The organism is Micromonospora inaquosa, from assembly GCF_003857055.1.
Classification (GTDB): Bacteria; Actinomycetota; Actinomycetes; order Mycobacteriales; family Micromonosporaceae; genus Micromonospora; species Micromonospora inaquosa.
On record NZ_QGSZ01000328.1, the window covers coordinates 13,113 to 30,083 of the forward strand.

The following is a 16,971-nucleotide window of genomic DNA, read 5'->3' on the forward strand; positions in this document are numbered from 1 at the left end:
CGGGGCGAGGTAGCCTCACCGCTCGCACTACGTGCTCCCGCCACCCGGGAGGACAGGGGAAGGTGGAGCGTGGTCGACGTCGGCGAGGTGGTGCGTTGGTTGCAGCTCAACGCGCCCCGGGGTGGCCCGGACGAGGTGTCGCAGCTGGTGGCCCGAGCGGCGCCCAGGATCAACGCCAGCGAGATCGTGATCTATCTGGCCGACTACAAGCAGACCCTCCTCGTGCCGCTGCTCGGCGCGGGGTTCGACCGGGACCAGTTGTCGATCGAGACGACGCTCGCCGGCCGGGCCTTCACCAGCCTCGACATCCAGCGCGCGCCCGACAACCCGGACCGGGTGTGGGTGCCACTGCTGCTCGGGTGTGAGCGGATGGGCGTACTGGAGATCGTCTCGCCGGCCGCCGCCGACGAGACGATGGATGGTCCGGCCTGGGAGGTGGCGGTGAACATCGCCCAGATCCTGGTCAACCGCCGGCTCTACGGTGACGTGGTCGAGCGGATGCGGCGGCGGATGCCGATGCAGGTCGCGGCCGAGATCGTGTGGGGCCTGCTACCGCCGCTGACCTTCGCCACCGACGACCTGGTGGTCACCGCCATCCTCGAACCGTGCTACGACGTCGGCGGCGACATCTTCGACTACGCCTTGAACGGTGACGTGCTCAGCGTCGGGCTCTTCGACACCTGTGGCCACGGCATCAAGGCGAGCACCCTGGCCTCGCTGGTGGTCAGCGCGTACCGCAACGCCCGTCGGTGCGGCCTCGACCTGGTCGACACCGCCATCAGCATCGACCGGTGGGTGCGGTCCGAGCACCCGAACTCCTTCGCGACCGGGTTGTTGATCGAGTTGGACCGTCGGACCGGCCACCTCAGTGTGATCAATGCGGGGCATCCCGGTGCGATGTTGCTGCGTGACGGCAAGGCCGTTCGGGAGCTTCCGGGGCCGACCGTGTTGCCGCTCGGCCTGGGCCACCTGTCCTCTCGCCGACCACGGGTGCACACGGAGAATCTGCACCCGGGCGACCGCATCCTCGCCTACACCGATGGCATCACCGACGCCCGTAGCGCGCAGGGGGAGCAGTTCGGGCTGGATCGGCTGGTGGACTTCGTCAACCGCGCCCTCAACGACGGGCTGCCCAGCCCGGAGACGATGCGTCGCCTGGTCCGCGCGGTCGTCGGCTACCAGGACGACAAGCTGGAGGACGACGCGACGGCCCTCTTCGTGGAGTGGCGGCCACCGCACCTGCCGCTCGCGCACCTCCGTGACCTCGCCGGGGCCAGCGGAGCCTGACCTCGCCGCCGACGCGCGAACCCCGCAGTGGGATTTTGCACTCGCAGTGCACTTGTCTCCGATTGTGGGGCTGTCTAGCGTCATCTCATGGCTGACTCATGGACCTTCGCCGTGGCTCGTGACGACCTCGGGCAGACCACGCTGGTCGAAGGTCGCACCCCCGCCGTGGCCGACGGCGAGGCGCTGCTGCGCGTGGACCGCGTCGGCCTCACCGCCAACAACGTCACCTACGCGGTGCTCGGCGACGAGATGCGCTACTGGCGGTTCTTCCCCCCGGACGCCCAGGGTCTCGGACCGACATGGGGCCTGCCGCCGCTCTGGGGCTTCGCCGAGGTGGCCGCCTCCGCGGTGGCGGGGGTCGAGGTGGGGCAACGGATCTACGGTTACCTCCCGCCCGCCGGTCACCTCGTGGTGCGGCCGGACCGGGTGGACGCGACCGGGTTCCGCGAGGCGAGCCCGCACCGTGCCGACTTGCCGTCGCCGTACAACGCGTACCGGTCAACCACCGGTGACCCGGCGTACCAGCGCGATCAGGAGGATCTGCTGATCCTGTTCCGCCCGCTGTTCTTCACCTCGTTCATGCTGGCCGACCAGGTTGTCGACAACGACTTCTACGGGGCCGAGGCGCTGCTGGTGTCGTCGGCGTCGAGCAAGACCGCGTACGCCGCCGCGTTCGAGCTGCACCGGCGCGGGCCGCGCCTGGTCGGTCTCACCTCACCCGGCAACCTGGCGTTCACCCGGTCGCTCGGCTGCTACGACCAGGTCGTGTCGTACGACGACATCGACACCCTCGACGTGGTCCCCACCGCCTACCTCGACCTGTCCGGCGCGCCCTCGACCCGGGCCGCCCTGCGTCGGCGTCTCGGTGACCGGCTCGTCCGGGACATCGCGGTCGGGCTCACCAACCAGACACCGAACGCCGACGCCGCCGAGGAGGTGTTCTTCGCGCCGGTGCAGATGCGCAAGCGCAGCCACGACTGGGGCCGCGACGGGCTCGACCAGCGGTTCACCGCGGCCTGGCAACGCTTCGCCGCCGTCGTGAGCGGGTGGCTCGACGTTCGGGTGGGTGCCGGGCCGGCGGCCCTGCAACACGCGTGGCTCGACGTTCTCGCCGGTCGTACGCCGCCCCGGGTGGGCCACGTCATCCAACTCTGAACGGCTGGCGGGGTGCCGGGGCTCAGGCTGCGATGTCCTCGCTGAGCTGGTGGCGTAGCGCGGCCAGCGAGCGGGTGATCAGCCGGGACACGTGCATCTGCGAGACGCCGATCCGGTCGGCGATCTGCGACTGGGTCAGGTTGCCGTGGAAGCGCAGGCTCAGGATCTCGCGTTCGCGTTCCGGCAGCGTGGCGAGGGCCGGGCCGAGGGCGACGCGGAGTTCGACAAGACCGAACGCCTCGTCGTCGTCGCCGAGGGTGTCCCCGAGCTCCCGGCTGCCGTCGGCCCCGGTCGGGGTGGACAGCGACGTGGCCCGGTAGGCACGGGCGCCCTCCAGCCCTTCCAGGACGGTCTCCTCGGACACGTCGAGGTAGGACGCGACGTCGGCGACGGTCGGCGAGCGGCCGAGGGTCTGGGTCAGGGCGCTGTTCGCCGCGCTGATCGACAGGCGCAGCTCCTGGAGGCGGCGGGGCACGCGTACCGCCCAGGTGCGGTCCCGGAAGTACCGCTTGATCTCGCCGATGATCGTGGGAATGGCGTACCCGCTGAAGTCGACGCCTCGGTCGTGGTCGAAGTTGTCCACGGCCTTGATGAGCCCGACGAAGGCGGTCTGGGCCAGGTCGTCGTCGGGCGCGCCGCGTCCGCCGTAGCGGCGCGCCAGGTGCCGGGCGAGCGGCAGCCACGCCTCGATGGCGCGGTCCCGCAGTGCCGGGCGGCGGGGATCGTCGGCCGGGGTCGCCTTCATCGCGGCGAGGAGCTCGTCCGGGCTCTGGTCGCTGCTCCGCTGTGCGGTGCGGGTGCTGGTCGCGTTGTCGACGATGGTGGCCATGTGGATGGTCCTTCCCGCAGGCCCGTCGATCGAGTCGACCGGAAGGATCTCCGAACCGGCTAACGCCGGGGCGCACATACGGGCGAAGGTGCGCTGTCGCAAGGCCACGAGCACGGGCCTCGCCACCGCGTCATGCCGTTCACTTGACGACCCGGACACTACCCGAAAGACTGACTATTTTCTAGCCGAAAGTATGAGCTGGCGTTCGCGGGAGAACGCGCTCGGGTCAGCCGCTGTGGTCCGAGGCGTCGACAGCGGCCGGGGCCGGCGGGGCCGACTTCACCGCGAACGGGTGGCGCAGTTGCCGCATGGCCTCCTCGCTGCTGTCGAAGGTCACCGCAGGTCCGTCCAGCGCGTCGCCGTTCGAGGTGGCGAGGAACAGGGCAGGTCGACCGTTGTCGTTCGATGTCATACAGGAATCCTGTCTCTACGAGAGGGGTGCGTCTGAGGCCTCGGCAACGTCGGCCGTGCGACCCGGTGACGCTTCGGCGCACACGCTGGCGCCCGAATGCAGGTGTCCTGTGCACGGGCGAGCGCCCGGCGACACCGACACCCCGCACCATACCCGGCATCGCCGCCCCGTATGCGCCGCCGACGAAGCCGCGTCGCTTGTGGCGAACGGACCGTCCGAGAATTCTGTAATCCCACCCGCTGCCGCGAGTCTCCGATCTTGAGGGCGGGCAGCGCACCCAGCGTGGGCACCGCGCGGACGAGCACCCAAGGAGTGAGACCCATGTCGTCAGCCGGTCGAGCACTGCCCGATGTCGGGTTGGTCGTCGCGGCCCGGCAGGGCGACCAGCGCGCCCTCGACGACGTCGTCGCGGCCTCGCTCCCGCTGGTCTACAACATCGTCGGGCGTGCGCTTCGTGGGCACGCCGACGTCGACGACGTGGTCCAGGAGACATTGGTACGGGTGATCCGGTACCTGCCCGCGCTCAACGACCCGGCGGCCTACCGGTCCTGGCTGGTGGCGATCACCATCCGCCAGGTGCGTGACTGGGAGACGCGTCGGCGCGTCGCGCTCAACCGCGATGCCGGGCTCGACGCGATCCACAACGTGCCCGACCCCGCCTCCGACTTCGCGGGGATGACAATTCTCCGGCTCGGCCTCACCGACCAACGACGCGAGGTCGCCGAGGCGACCCGTTGGCTCGACCCGGACGACCAGGAACTGCTCTCGCTGTGGTGGCTGGAGGAGACCGGCGAGATCACCCGGAACGAGGTCGCCGACGCGTTCGGGTTGTCACCCGGGCACGTCGCGGTGCGGATCCACCGGATGAAGGAGCAGATCCAGAGCGCACGCGGCGTCGTACGCGCGCTCCGCGCCCGCCCCGGCTGTCCTGACCTGGGGGCCGTGACCGCCGAGTGGGACGGCACGCCCAGCTCGCTGTGGCGCAAGCGACTGGCTCGACACGTCCGCGACTGCGCGTTCTGTGCCCGGCTGGGAAGCACGCTCCTGCCGATCGACAGGCTGCTCGCCGGCCTGCCGCTGCTGCCGCTGCCAGCGGGTCTCGGCGCCCATCTGCCGAGCGTGTCCGCCCCCGCAGCCGCCGCGCAGGCCGTCGCGCTCCCGAGCCCGACGGTCGGACCCGCCGCCGGGCCGACCCCACCCGGCGGGGTGTCCACCGATGCCGGCGGTGGCCAGAGCGTCGTCGACCTCGCGGTGAACCGGCCCCGTGGCCTGGTGCCGTCCCTGGCCGCCGGTGTGGCCGCAGCCGTCGTGGCCATCACCATGGCGGTGGTGATCCTGCCGGACGATCCGTCCGCACCCTCGTGGGCGGCGCCGCCGTCCGCGACGCCAACCGCCGTCGTCACCCCGAGCGTCGCGCCCTCGCCGAGCGCACGGCCCTCGTCGAAAGCTCCGGTCACGCCGGTGGTCAGCTCCGCGCGCAAGGGCGTCGGGGTGTGGAACTTCGCCGGGGCGAGTCAGGCGTTGGCGAACTCCAAGGCCGGCTGGTACTACACCTGGGGCACCCAGCATCCGGGGATCAGCACTCCGCGCGGTGCGACGTTCGTGCCGATGATCCGCAGCGCGGAGAACGTCACCGCCACGGAGCTGGCTCGGGCCAAGGCAGCCGGGCCGTACCTGCTCACCTTCAACGAGCCGGACCTGCCGGAGCAGGCGAACATGACCGTCGAGCAGGCGTTGGACCTGTGGCCGCAGTTGATGGCGACGGGTAGCAGGCTGGGCAGCCCGGCGGTCGCCTGGGGTGCGCCGGATCCGCAGGGGTGGCTGGACAGGTTCATGACCGGCGCGCAGGCCCGCGGCCACCGGGTGGACTTCATCACGCTGCACTGGTTCGGCGCGGACTTCACCACCGCCACCGCGGTGGCCCAACTCCGGCAGTATCTCCAGGCTGTCTACCAGCGGTATCGAAAGCCGATCTGGCTGACCGAGTTCGCGCTGATCCGCTTCGGCGCGGGCGGTTCGCAGTTTCCCAGTCAGGAGCAGCAGGCGGCCTTCCTCACGGCGGCCACCGCCATGCTCGGGCAGCTCTCGTATCTGCAGCGCTACGCCTGGTTCGGGCTGCCCGCCACGGCCAAGGACCGGTCCGGGTTGTTCCGCGACGGGGCCGAGGCGACACTGGTCGGCCGCGCGTTCCAAGCCGCCCGATGAGCAGGGGCGCCCGGGTGGACGAGCAAGCCACTGTGGAGCGCCGGCCCGCGCGTCGCGTCCGGGCCGGGCGGATGGTCGGCGTGGTCGCGACCCTGGTCGCCACGGCGCTGACCGTCGGTCTCACCCAGGGCTGGGGCCGCACCGATCAGGCGCCGGTGGCCGCGTCGGCCGCTGCGTCGTCGGCCGCTGCGTCGTCGGCCGCTGCGTCGTCGGCCGCTGCGTCGTCGGCCGCTGCGTCGTCGGCCGCTGCGTCGTCGGCCGCTGCGTCGTCGGCCGCTGCGGTGCCGACCGCGCCGGTGGTGCTCAACGGCACCGACGACGCCTTCATTCAACTGCTGATCCCGATGAACGAGGGCGCACTCGCGCTGATCGACCAGCTCGACACCCGAAAGGCGGACGCTGATCCGTCGTTGCGGGCCCTCCTCGGCGAGCTTCGGAAAGCTCATCAGGCCGAGTTGCGGGACCTGCGTGGGCTGTTGGCCGCGGGCAACGTGCCGGAGCTGAACATCCACGAGGGGCACCAGATGCCCGGCATGGTCACCGAGGCCAGCCTCGCCGAGCTGCGTGCCGCGCCCGACGCCGAGGTGCCGTCCCGGGTGGCTGCCCTGATCCGGGCGCACCTCGCGCAGACCGTGGTGCTGTGCCGGGGCGAGCAGACCGCCGGGGGAAGCCCGGAGTTGAAGGCGCTCGCCGGCCGGATCCAGCAGGCGCGGACCGCCGAGCTGAGCACGCTGGACAACCGGCCCGGCGCGCCCACCACCGCACCGGTCGGCTGAGCGTGTCGTCCAGAAAACCGGCCGATGCGGACGTCTGAGCTGCCCGCCGACGTCCGGCCCACGTCCCGCGCGTCCCACCCCGCCGGTACGTCGGACACCGTCCGTCCGACCCGTCACGCGACGCACCGGCTCCGCAGCGCACCGCCGCCCGACGCGGTGCCGACGGCAGGTTGGCGCGGTGGCCACCGCCGCGCCGCCGGCCGCGCCGCTGTCGTCGCCCCGATTCTGATGGTCAGTTTCGGGTGGCTGCTGGCGATCCTCGTCGCGCCGCACGTCACCCTCTCGCCGGGTGCGCGAATGGTCGCCCTCTTCTGCCACCTGACCTGCCTCGTGGTGGGCTTCGGCGCGGTGCTGACGGTGGACTGGTTCAGCCTCCGCTGGCTGCTGCGCCGAGAACCGCTCGGCACCGTGCTGACCACCGCACGCGGCGCGCACCTGCTCATCTGGCTGGGCCTGGTGGGTCTGCTGGCCAGTGGGGCCGCCCTGGGGCCGGACACGTCGTCCGGGCTGGTCTGGGTCAAGTTGCTCGCGGTGCTGGTGGTCGGCATCAACGGGCTGTTCCTCGGCCGGGTACGGGATCGGCTCGTGGCCGTGCGGGGCCGCCCGCCCTGGTCCGTCCTGCTGCCCGGTGTCGCCGCCGCCACCATCTCGCAGATCGGCTGGTGGACCGCGACCCTCGTCGGCTTCTGGAACGCCAACAACTGACCGCCGCCAACAACTGACCGCCGCCAACGGCTGCCGGTCGCGACAGGCTGCCGGTCGCGACCAGTTGGTGGTCGGTGGTCAGGCCGGTGTCGGGTGTCTCGCCGCGAATCGGGCGCGGGTCAGGAACGCGAGTTGGGCGCGCTTGTCCGGCATGTCGATCTCCGAGTCGAAGGTGAAGCCCTCGATCTCCAGTCGGCGCAGGGCGAGGTGGTTGCGGACGTCCGGCTCGACCACGATCCGCTGTGCGGCCGGGTCGCGGAACAGGAAGCGGGCCACCGCCGGGCCGGCCGCGTTGGTGAGGCTGCGGGCGAGGCGTTGGTCGGGGCTGAGTAGCAGGTGCATCCCCACGTCGCCGGGTTGGACAGGGTAGCGCTCGCCGACCGGGTCGGCCTCGGGCTGGTAGCTCTGGAAGAGGCCGACCGGCTCCCCGTCAATCATGATCAGGTACGCGTGGTGGGTGGGCAGACTGTCGACAAAGGCGTAGATCTCACGGACCTCTTCGAGGGTGTGCGAACCCATGCCCCAGAACGAGTTGCGGGGCATCGTCACCCAACCGTGCAGGAGGGCGGCGTCCCGGTCGGGATCCACTGTCACCAACGTCAGCTCGCCGAGGCCGGCGATCTTCTCCTGGTACGTCATCGGGCGCTGTCCTCTGTTCCATCCGGAGCGCAACTTAGGTTACCCTCCCCTAACCAAGGACGACCTTACCTGGAGGGGTGCGTGAAACGGAACTGGGAGGCCCTGGTCCTCAAGGCCATGGGAGGTCGGGACTTTCAGTTGACCGTCCTGAGCACCGAGTCGATCGACGGGCATTACCAGCGGCTGCTCCTGGACGGGGGCGGCCTGCTGGAGGCGTGCGGGGTGCACCCCACGATGTGGATCCGGCTGTGGTTCGACAATGACGGCCGGGCACACCAGCGCGCCTACACGCTGGTCGACCCCGACCCGGCCACCGGCCGCTTCACCCTCGAATTCGCCATCCATGACGGCTGTGCGGCCCGCTGGGCCACCACGGCCAAGGTCGGCGACACCATCGGCGCGACAGTTCAGGGCACTGCGTTCGACCTGCCCGACCCCGCGCCTGAACATCTCTACCTGGTTGGCGACGCGGCCTCACTGCCTGCGGTGAACAGCCTGCTCGACGCCGGTGCCGACATCCCGGCGACCGTCTGGCTGGAATACGCCCACGAGGGCGAGAAGGCGCTCGCGCTGCGGGCCCGGGCGCACCACGAGGTCACCTGGGTGCCACGGCGCGAGGCGGGCCAACATCTCGTCGACACGGTCTGCGCCGGCCTGCCCACCAGCGGCACGGGCCATTACTGGGTGGCCTGCGAGGCGGCCACCACCCGGGGCATCACCCGACACCTCCGCAAGACGCTGGGCATCGACAAGGAGCGGATGACCTCCCTCGGCTACTGGAAAGCAGCATGAAGGGCCGGCTCGGCACCCTGACCGCGCTGTACGTCACCCAGTACCTCGGCGTCGGCTTCATCACCGTCGGGCTCACCGCCATCCTGCGCGACGGCGGTACCTCGCTGGACACACTGGCACTGTTGCAGATCGTCGGCCTGATCTGGCCCATCAAGTTCCTCTGGGCACCGCTCCTCGACCGGTACGGCTCACGGCACCGCGGTCACTACCGTTCCTGGCTGCTCGTGCTGCAGAGCGCCCTGGTGCTGGCCCTGCTGGCGCTGCTGCCGTTCGCCAGCCCGGCCGACGCGCTCGGACCGATCATCGCGATCTGCGCCGCGTACGTGTTCTTCTCGGCCACCCAGGACATCGCCGTGGACGCCGTCGCGGTGCGGATGCTCGCCGAGTTGGCCCGGGGGACCGGCAACGGCATCCAGGTCGCCGCGAGCTACCTCGGCAACCTGCTCGGCGGCGGAGCCTGCGTCCTGGTCTACGACCAGTTCGGCTGGGCGCCGGCGATCGGCCTGCTGGCCGCGATGACGGCGGTCGGCCTGCTGGTGGTGTGGCGGTTCCGGGAGCCGCCCCGCACCGATCGGGTGGAACGGGTCGGCACTGCCTATCGGGCGCTGCTGTCGGTGTTCGGTCAGCCCGGCTGCCGGTGGTGGACGTTCGGTGTGGTGCCGCTGGTCTACGTGGGCGCGGGGATGGCGTACGCCCTGGTCACGCCGGCGCTGGTCGACGCCGGGTGGTCGTTGGGTCGGATCGGCGTCGTCACCGGCGTGGTGACCAGCGCCCCGGCCATCGTGACGGGTCTGGTCGCGGGGCTCGGGATCGGGCGGTTCGGGCGCGGTGGGGTTCTCGTGGCCGGCGGCCTCGCGCTCACGGTGTCGACGTTGTTGCTGCTGCCGCTAATGAACGGCCAGGCCCCGCTGGGCGGGACGGTCACCGCGCTCTGCTGCTTCATGGTGGCCTACACGATCGCCAACGTCGTGCTCTACACGGTCAACATGGACTACTCGCGGCCCGACACCGGTGGCACCGACTTCACCGTCCTGTCGTCGTTCGGCCTGGTCTGCTCGTTCGTGGCGTCGTCCATCGGTCTCGCGGCGGCCGACCGGGTCGGCTACCCGCCGGTCGCGGTCGCGGCCATCGTGCTGGTGGCCGCCGGGGTCGCCCTCGGCCTCGCCCACCAGCGGCGATTCCCGCGCCGGCCCGGCCCGACCGCCGGCCTGAAGGCCGAGCAGCCCATCGCCGGGGAGCCGGCCCAGCAGCCCATCGCCGGGGAGCCGGCCCAGCAGCCTGCGGGGGACGGCGTCAAGGCGGTGGCGTGACCAGCGTTCGGCCGGCCACCGACACCGCGACGTCGTGGTGGTCGACGGAGGCGGCATGCGGCTCTACCTGACCGCGCTCAACCCCACCGACGCCGTCCTGGACGGGTTCCTTCCGGCGGCGGCCTCGCTTGGGCTGCCGGTCACCGTGCTGACCGACCGGCCCGCCGAATGGCCGGCGGACGTGCGGGTGGCGCGCTGCGCGGTCCGCGACCCGGCGGCGGTGGTCGCGGCGGCGGCACCGACCCGACCGATGGCGCTACTGTCCAACAGCGACCACCTTCAGGAGGTCACCGCGATCGCCGCCCGCAAGCTCGGCCTGCCCGGCAAGGACCCGGACGCCGCCCGTCTCTGCAAGGACAAGGCCGCGGCCCGCCGGGCGATCGCCGCTGCGGGCCTCGATCTGGTACGCGCCGTCACCGTCGACCCCGGAGCCGCGCCGAAGGTGCCGAGCGGGATGTTCCCGGCGGTGGTCAAACCCCGCGAGGGGGTGGCCAGTGAGGACGTGTACCTGGTGGTCGACCACGCCGAGCTGGCCGCCCGGGTCGCCGAGATCCGGGGCCGCCGGCCCGGCTTGGCCCTGGTGGTCGAGGAGTACCTCGACGGTGAACTGCGGACCTTCGAGACCCTCGGCGACGGCACGGAGCTGGCTTCCCTCGGCGGGTGGCGCACCGGCCTCGGCCCGCCACCGACCTTCACCGAGGAGAGCCTCGCCTGGTCGCCCCCGGCGGAGCCGGCCCGCACCCAGCTGCGGGCGCGGCTCGACGCGCTCGGGGTCGGCTTCGGCGCCTGCCACACCGAGTACGTCATCTCCGACGGCCGGGTCCGGCTCATCGAGGTGAACTACCGCCTCATCGGCGACCGGATGGACCTGATCCTCGCCGAACTGCTCGGTGTGCCGCTGTTCGAGTACGTCATCCGGCTGCACCTCGGCGAGCCGCTGGCCGCCCTCGGCCTGCCCGACGCCGTTGACCGTCACGCCCGGGTCGAGTACGTCTGCGCGGACCGGTCCGGCCGTCTCGTCGCCGCGCCGGGCCGGCTGGACACCGTCCAGGGCGACGTCCGGCTGCGCTGCCATCCGCTGCGCGAGGTGGGTCGCACCGCCGAGCACACCGGCACGAACCGCGACTACCTCGCCGTGCTGCACGGCATCGGCCCCGACGAGGCCACCGTCCGGCAGTCACTGGCCGCCCTCCGCGGCGCCCTCCAGTGGACCATCGTCGAGTGAGCGACGACTGCGAGCGGGAGGTCTTCGCCCGGGTGCTCGACGCCCTGCTGCGCGAGGATCACCTCGGTCTGCTCAGCGCCGGCCGACCGGACGGGCCCGACTGGTGGCAGGTGCCGCACCCCGCCGGCCTGCTGCGCATTCCGGTCCGACCCGACGGGTTCCAGCAGGCAGTGCGCAGCGCCGCGCCGATGGTGCTGCTGGTGGGCGGCGACGGCGACCCGCAGCGTACGGAGACCCTCGAGGGGCTGTTGACGCTGCTCGCGCCGCACGACAACACCGAGGCCGAGGCCGGCTGGCGGGACTTCGGCGCCGAGTGCCGCGCCGATCTTCGGGCCCGGCGGCTCGCCGCCCGGAACCGGCCGCGGGTGCTCACCGAGGTGGCCGCCGAACGGGCGATCACCCCGACCGGTCCGCCGGCGGCGCTCCTGGACGACGTGCTCGCCGCCCACCACGGCCACCCCGTCTACCCCACCGACCGGTGCCGGCACGGTCTGCGCGACGACGAACTGCTCCGGTACGCCCCGGAGCACGCCCCACGTTTCGCGCTGCGCTGGTACGCCGCTCCCGCCGAGGACGTTCGGCTCGCTGGTGCACTCCCATCGTGGTGGCCGCGGGCGCCGCGAGCGGATCAGCTGCTGCTGCCGGCGCACCCGATCACCGTGGCCCGCGACGCGCTTCCGGTGGCCGACCTGCCGGTGACCCCGGTGCGATCCACCCTCTCCATGCGGACGGTGGCACTCGACCACGACCCGTACCTGCATCTCAAACTGCCGCTGCCGACCGCGAGTCTCGGCGCGCGCAACCGACGCACGCTGCAACCGGGTTCGCTCGCCGACGGCGCGGCCGTCGCCGCGCTGCTCGACCGGATCGCCACCAGCGAACCCAGCTTCGCCGGTCGGATCCGGCACGCCGACGAGAGCACCTGGGCGCACGTCGACGGTGACGAGCGACGCGGTTTCCTGCTGCGCCGGTTTCCGCGTGACCTGGCCGACGTCCAGGTGGTGCCGGTCGCGGCCCTCGCCGCCGCCGACCCGGTGGCGGGCACGGTTCTGGAACGGATCAGCCCGCACCGGCCCGTGCCGCTGTTGGAGTCCTACCTGGACCTGTTGCTCGACTGGCACGTCTTCCTCTGGCTGCGTCACGGGATCGCGTTGGAGGCGCACCCGCAGAACATCCACCTGCTGGTGCACCCGGACGGCACGGTCGGCCTGCTCTACAAGGACAACGACGGCGCCCGGCTCGACACGCGGCACGACGGCCCGAACGGGCTCGTCCTGCACGACGACCGGATGTGGGCCGGTGACCCGCAGGAGCTGGCCGACGTGTTCATCACCATCACCCTGCACCTGGCCGCGGCCGCGCCCCTGGTCGCCCTGGCCGGCCGCGGGCTGCCCGTGCCGTCACCCGCCGAGGCGCTGGTGCCCCGGCTCACCGCCGCGCGCGACCGGTGGGGCGACGGCCCGGCGGCGCGCACCTTCACCGAGCGGGTCCTGCACGCCACCCAACTGCCCATCAAGGCCATGCTCACCGCCGGCACCCTGCTGCCCAAACAGCGGTTGGGCTGCGCCGACATCAACAAGTACTACCTGCGTACCGGCCCGAACTATCTCCGGGAGACACGATGACGAGCGCTCGGTTGTGCTCCCGGCCGGCCACCGACACCGGCCAGCTCGCGGATCGGGCCGCCGCCCACGCCGTCTTCGGTTGCCTGCTGCGCGAGCTGGCCCCGCCGGACGGCACCCCGACCGTGGCCGACGGTGCCGTACGGCTGCTGCTGCCGCACCTCGACGTCACAGTGCGCTGCGAGGTCGCCCGAGCCTCGCCGCTCGGCGCGCACCGCTACACCGGCCCGGTGCAACGACACATCGACGGCGGGCGGTGGGAAGACCTGGACGCGGACGGGTTGGCCGCTCTGGTCGCGGCGGAGCTCGCCACTCGTACCGGCCTGGCGAATGACGAGTTCGTCGAGCAGGTCCGGGCCAGCCGGGACACCGTGGCCCGGCTGCTGGCCGAACGACCGGCCGAAGACCCGACCCCCACCGGTGAGCAGGCCATCGACGCGTACGTCGACTCCGAGCAGTCCCTGGTCTTCGGCCACCCGCACCATCCCACCCCGAAGTGGCGCAGCGGTGACCCGGGCAGCTGGCGGGCGTACGCGCCGGAGCTGCGCACGGCGTTCCGGCTGCACTGGCTCGCCGTACCGGATGACCTGAGCGCCGACGCCGGGCCGTTCGATTCGCTCGTGGCCATGCTCGACCCGCCCCGGCCCCCGCACGGGCACCGCGTCCTGCCGGTGCACCCCTGGCAGCTGTCGCTGATCCCGCCCACCCATCCACGGCTGCGCGACCTGGGGGCGGCCGGTGTGCCGGTCCGGCCGACGGCGAGCGTCCGCACCCTCTACGCCCCCGCTGCCGACCTGTTCGTGAAGACCAGCCTGCACGTGCGGATCACCAACTGCCTGCGCAAGAACGCCCGCTACGAACTCACCGGGGCGGTGGCGCTGACCGACCTGCTGTCCCGGGTGCCGCTCCCGGACGGGGTGGTGCTGCTCGCCGAGCCCGCCTACCGCACTGTCGACGCCCCCACCCTCGACGAGGCGTACGGGACGATCCTGCGCGGTGGACTGCGCCCGCACCTGCGTCCCGGCGACACCCCGGTGCTGGCGGCGGCGCTGGCCGCCGCGCCTCTGGTGACCCCGGATCCGATGGCCTGGTGGCGCGCGTACGTCGACCTGCTGGTGCCGGCGGTGCTGCGCAGCTGGCTCAGCCACGGCGTCGTGCACGAGGCGCACCTGCAAAACGTGATCGTCGTGCTCGACCGGGATCGCCGCCCGGTACGCATGCTGCTGCGTGACCTGGAGGGGGTGAAGCTGGACGCCGATCGGTGGGCTGTCTGGCCGGACGGCGTCCCGGTGCAGGTCCGCTCCGGTTCCCGGGCCGCCCACCGCCGGATCGTCTACTGCCTGTTCGTCAACCATCTCGGCGGGATCAGCGGGGCTCTGGCCGACGGGCGGCCGGGAATCGAACGACGGCTGTGGCAGGAGCTGCGGGCCGTGGTCGAGGCGGTCGCCGCCGACCTCGGTGATCCCTTCGAGTTGCGCGCGCTGCTGACCGGCGAGCCGCTGCCGGCCAAGGCGAACCTGCTCGTCCGGTGGCGGCGCGACGCCGACCGGGCCGCACCGTTCGTGCCGGTGCCGAACCCGATGGGTGGGCCACGTTGACCAGGCCGGCCTACGTCCACGACCTCGACGCGCTGGCCGGGCAGGCCCGAGCCATCCGGGCGGCGCTTCCCCAGCCGGTCGAGCTGCTCTACGCGGTAAAGGCCAACCCGGACCCTGGTGTGCTGCGCACCCTCGCTCCGATCGTGGACGGGTTCGAGGCCGCGAGCCGGGGCGAGCTACGGAGGCTGGCCGAGGTGCTGCCGGGACGGGCGCCGGCCGCGTACGCCGGGCCGGGCAAGACCGACGCGGACCTCGCCGCCGCGCTCGCCGCCGGGGTGCGCCGCATCCACGTCGAGTCGCCCACCGAGCTGACGCGTCTCGGCGCGCTCGCCACCGCCACGGGCCGGTCGGCGCAGGTGCTGCTGCGGGTGAACCTGCCGGTCGACGTGCCGGGCGCGAGCCTGGTCATGGGCGGTGGTCCCAGCCCGTTCGGGATGGACCCGGCCGCCGCCGTCCGGTGCGCCCGCCGCCCGCCCGCCGGCATCGACGTACGCGGAATCCACGCCCACCTGGCCAGTGGGCTGGACGCACCGCTGGCCGCGACGGTCGCCGCCGCCGTGGTCGGTTGGGCAGTGGCCGAGGTCGACGCCGCCGAGGTCGACGTGGGTGGGGGCATGACCGTCGACTACACCGACCCGGCCGCGCGGTTCGACTGGGAGGGTTACGGCCGGGCCCTGGCGGACGTCCTGCACAGGCACCCGGGAGTGCGGCTGCGCATCGAGCCGGGCCGGTCGGTCACCGCCCACTGCGGGGCGTACCTGACCGAGGTCATCGACGTTAAGCGTTCCTACGGCGAGTGGTTCGTGGTGGTGGCCGGCGGCACGCACCACCTGCGGACACCGGCGGCGAAGGGGCACGCGCAGCCATTCACGGTGCACCCGCGACGCGGTGCCGGCGGTCCCCGTACCGACGGTGGTCCGGTCACCGTGGTCGGGCAACTCTGCACCCCGAAGGACGTGCTGTCCTCCTCGGCCACCGCCGGGCCGATCGGCGTGGGCGACGTGCTGGCCTTCGCCATGGCCGGGGCGTACGCCTGGAACATCAGCCACCGTGACTTCCTGCTGCACGAGCCGCCGCGATTCCTCACCGGTGACCTGCGGGAACTGGCCGCCGAGTGGGCGGCGCGGCCGTTCGGGACGTGAGCCAGGGAGGCTCGGCCGGCGGCCGGTAAGCGGCTCGGTTGGCTCGGCCTGTTATCGATAACATGCTATCTTTCACCCGGGAGTGAAGGGCACGCTCCCGGTCACCTGAGCCAGCCGGCGAAGACGCGCCGAGGGGTCTCCCCTCCCGCCGACCACCCGGTCGGTGACCAGTCCGGGCCCCCGTCGATGCCAGGCGACCACGGTTGGTCGTCGGACGATGTCGCGCCGGCCGCATGCCCAGCTTCCGACGCTCCACCGCAGGCAGCCCTGGCGCCGACGGATGGCGGTCGCACACCCCCGGTGCCGCCGCCACGCCACGAGCACCAGACGCCGAACGGCAAGGAGCCCAAGCAATGCTGAGACCCAGGTTCTTCCTCCCATCCATCGCGGCCGCGGCGCTTCTCCTCGCGGCCACCACCGGCGGCGTGTTGAGCGGCGGCTTCGGTGCGACGGCGGTGGCCGCCACCAACGGCACCCTCGCGGCGACCGCCGGTTGCGGCAAGGCCCCCACACTCGCCAGCGGAACGCGGACGATCCAGAGCAGCGGACAGAGTCGTACGTACAACCTGCGGATCCCGGACGGGTACGACCGGAACCACCCCTACCGACTGATCTTCGGCTTCCACTGGTTGAACGGCTCGGCCAACAACGTCACCTCGGCCGGCTACTACGGGCTCCAGCCGTTGTCGAACAACAGCACGATCTTCGTCGCCCCGCAGGGTCTCAACGCCGGCTGGGCCAACACCAACGGTCGGGACCTGACCCTCTTCGACGACATCTCCCGGCAGATCGAGAATGACCTCTGCGTGGACACCACCCAGCGCTTCGCCCTGGGCTGGAGCTACGGCGGGGCGATGAGTTACGCGGTGGCCTGTGCCCGGCCCACGGTCATCCGCGCGGTCACCGTGCTGTCCGGCGCCAACCTCAGCGGATGCAACGGGGGCACGCAGCCCGTCGCGTACTTCGGCATCCACGGCATCTACGACAGCGTGCTGAACATCTCGCAGGGTCGGCAGCTGCGCGACACGTTCGTGCGAAACAACGGCTGCACCGCGCAGAGCCCGCGCGAGCCGAGCCGAGGCAGCCTCACCCACATCACCACCGCCTACTCGGGTTGCCGAGCCGGCTACCCGGTGCAGTGGGCGGCGTTCGACGGGGACCACACCCCCAGCCCGGTCGACGGGTCGGGCAGCCCCAACGACTCGCGGAACTGGACCTCGGGTGAGATCTGGAGGTTCTTCAGCCAGTTCGAGTCGACCACGCCTCCGACGGAC

General features: G+C 72.1%; 15 protein-coding genes. 12 read left to right on the forward strand and 3 right to left on the reverse strand.

The features are described 5' to 3' along the window. The first annotated feature begins 69 nt into the window (after positions 1 to 69). A complete protein-coding gene (locus DLJ59_RS30080; RefSeq protein WP_244236304.1) occupies positions 70 to 1,287 on the forward strand; it encodes a PP2C family protein-serine/threonine phosphatase in 1,218 nt (405 codons plus the stop codon). An 87-nt stretch (positions 1,288 to 1,374) separates the two neighbouring features. After that, positions 1,375 to 2,442, forward strand: a complete 1,068-nt coding sequence (locus DLJ59_RS30085) for a DUF2855 family protein (protein WP_124776874.1) — start codon at positions 1,375 to 1,377, stop codon at positions 2,440 to 2,442. 22 nt (positions 2,443 to 2,464) lie between these two features. Here DLJ59_RS30085 and DLJ59_RS30090 read toward each other — a convergent pair whose 3' ends face one another. Continuing rightward, entirely contained in the window at positions 2,465 to 3,271 is an 807-nt protein-coding gene (locus DLJ59_RS30090; RefSeq protein ID WP_124776876.1) for a SigB/SigF/SigG family RNA polymerase sigma factor, read from the reverse strand. A gap of 226 nt (positions 3,272 to 3,497) precedes the next feature. Continuing rightward, positions 3,498 to 3,683 carry a hypothetical protein gene (locus tag DLJ59_RS30095; protein ID WP_124776878.1) on the reverse strand — a complete coding sequence of 62 codons (186 nt, stop codon included), beginning with the start codon at positions 3,681 to 3,683 and terminating at the stop codon, positions 3,498 to 3,500. A gap of 321 nt (positions 3,684 to 4,004) precedes the next feature. Here DLJ59_RS30095 and DLJ59_RS30100 point away from each other — a divergent pair, with 321 nt between their 5' ends. The 3 genes from DLJ59_RS30100 to DLJ59_RS30110 are packed head-to-tail and all read left to right on the forward strand — an operon-like array spanning position 4,005 to position 7,369. Continuing rightward, complete coding sequence (locus DLJ59_RS30100; RefSeq protein WP_124776880.1) at positions 4,005 to 5,888, forward strand: sigma-70 family RNA polymerase sigma factor; 1,884 nt, start codon at positions 4,005 to 4,007, stop codon at positions 5,886 to 5,888. After that, positions 5,885 to 6,664 (forward strand): DUF305 domain-containing protein, encoded by a 780-nt coding sequence (locus DLJ59_RS30105; RefSeq protein ID WP_167493908.1) that lies wholly within the window; start codon positions 5,885 to 5,887, stop codon positions 6,662 to 6,664. Before DLJ59_RS30100 ends, DLJ59_RS30105 begins: the two co-directional genes overlap by 4 nt. Positions 6,665 to 6,688: 24 nt before the next feature. Beyond that, positions 6,689 to 7,369 carry a hypothetical protein gene (locus tag DLJ59_RS30110; RefSeq protein ID WP_124776882.1) on the forward strand — a complete coding sequence of 227 codons (681 nt, stop codon included), beginning with the start codon at positions 6,689 to 6,691 and terminating at the stop codon, positions 7,367 to 7,369. Positions 7,370 to 7,447: 78 nt separating this feature from the next. Here the strand turns inward: DLJ59_RS30110 and DLJ59_RS30115 are convergent, their stop codons facing one another. Then, entirely contained in the window at positions 7,448 to 8,008 is a 561-nt protein-coding gene (locus tag DLJ59_RS30115; protein ID WP_124776884.1) for a GNAT family N-acetyltransferase, read from the reverse strand. An 81-nt stretch (positions 8,009 to 8,089) separates the two neighbouring features. Between DLJ59_RS30115 and DLJ59_RS30120 the strand changes: the two genes are divergently transcribed. From DLJ59_RS30120 to DLJ59_RS30150, 7 genes are all read left to right on the forward strand, one after another. After that, positions 8,090 to 8,800, forward strand: a complete 711-nt coding sequence (locus DLJ59_RS30120) for a siderophore-interacting protein (protein WP_124776886.1) — start codon at positions 8,090 to 8,092, stop codon at positions 8,798 to 8,800. Then, positions 8,797 to 10,110, forward strand: coding sequence for an MFS transporter (locus DLJ59_RS30125; RefSeq protein ID WP_124776888.1), 1,314 nt, complete (start codon positions 8,797 to 8,799; stop codon positions 10,108 to 10,110). The genes DLJ59_RS30120 and DLJ59_RS30125 overlap by 4 nt, the downstream gene beginning before the upstream one ends. 55 nt (positions 10,111 to 10,165) lie before the next feature. Next, the gene (locus DLJ59_RS30130; RefSeq protein WP_124776890.1) at positions 10,166 to 11,335 is read left to right on the forward strand and encodes an ATP-grasp domain-containing protein; all 1,170 of its coding nucleotides are present in this window, start codon (positions 10,166 to 10,168) and stop codon (positions 11,333 to 11,335) included. Next, positions 11,332 to 12,960, forward strand: a complete 1,629-nt coding sequence (locus DLJ59_RS30135; protein ID WP_124776892.1) for an IucA/IucC family protein — start codon at positions 11,332 to 11,334, stop codon at positions 12,958 to 12,960. The genes DLJ59_RS30130 and DLJ59_RS30135 overlap by 4 nt, the downstream gene beginning before the upstream one ends. After that, complete coding sequence (locus tag DLJ59_RS30140; protein WP_124776894.1) at positions 12,957 to 14,555, forward strand: IucA/IucC family protein; 1,599 nt, start codon at positions 12,957 to 12,959, stop codon at positions 14,553 to 14,555. Before DLJ59_RS30135 ends, DLJ59_RS30140 begins: the two co-directional genes overlap by 4 nt. Further along, positions 14,552 to 15,697: an alanine racemase gene (locus DLJ59_RS30145; RefSeq protein ID WP_124776896.1), complete on the forward strand. Its 1,146-nt coding sequence runs from the start codon at positions 14,552 to 14,554 to the stop codon at positions 15,695 to 15,697. Before DLJ59_RS30140 ends, DLJ59_RS30145 begins: the two co-directional genes overlap by 4 nt. 353 nt (positions 15,698 to 16,050) lie before the next feature. Beyond that, positions 16,051 to 16,971, forward strand: a 921-nt coding sequence (locus tag DLJ59_RS30150) for a CE1 family esterase (RefSeq protein WP_124776898.1), incomplete at its 3' end; no start/stop codon positions are given.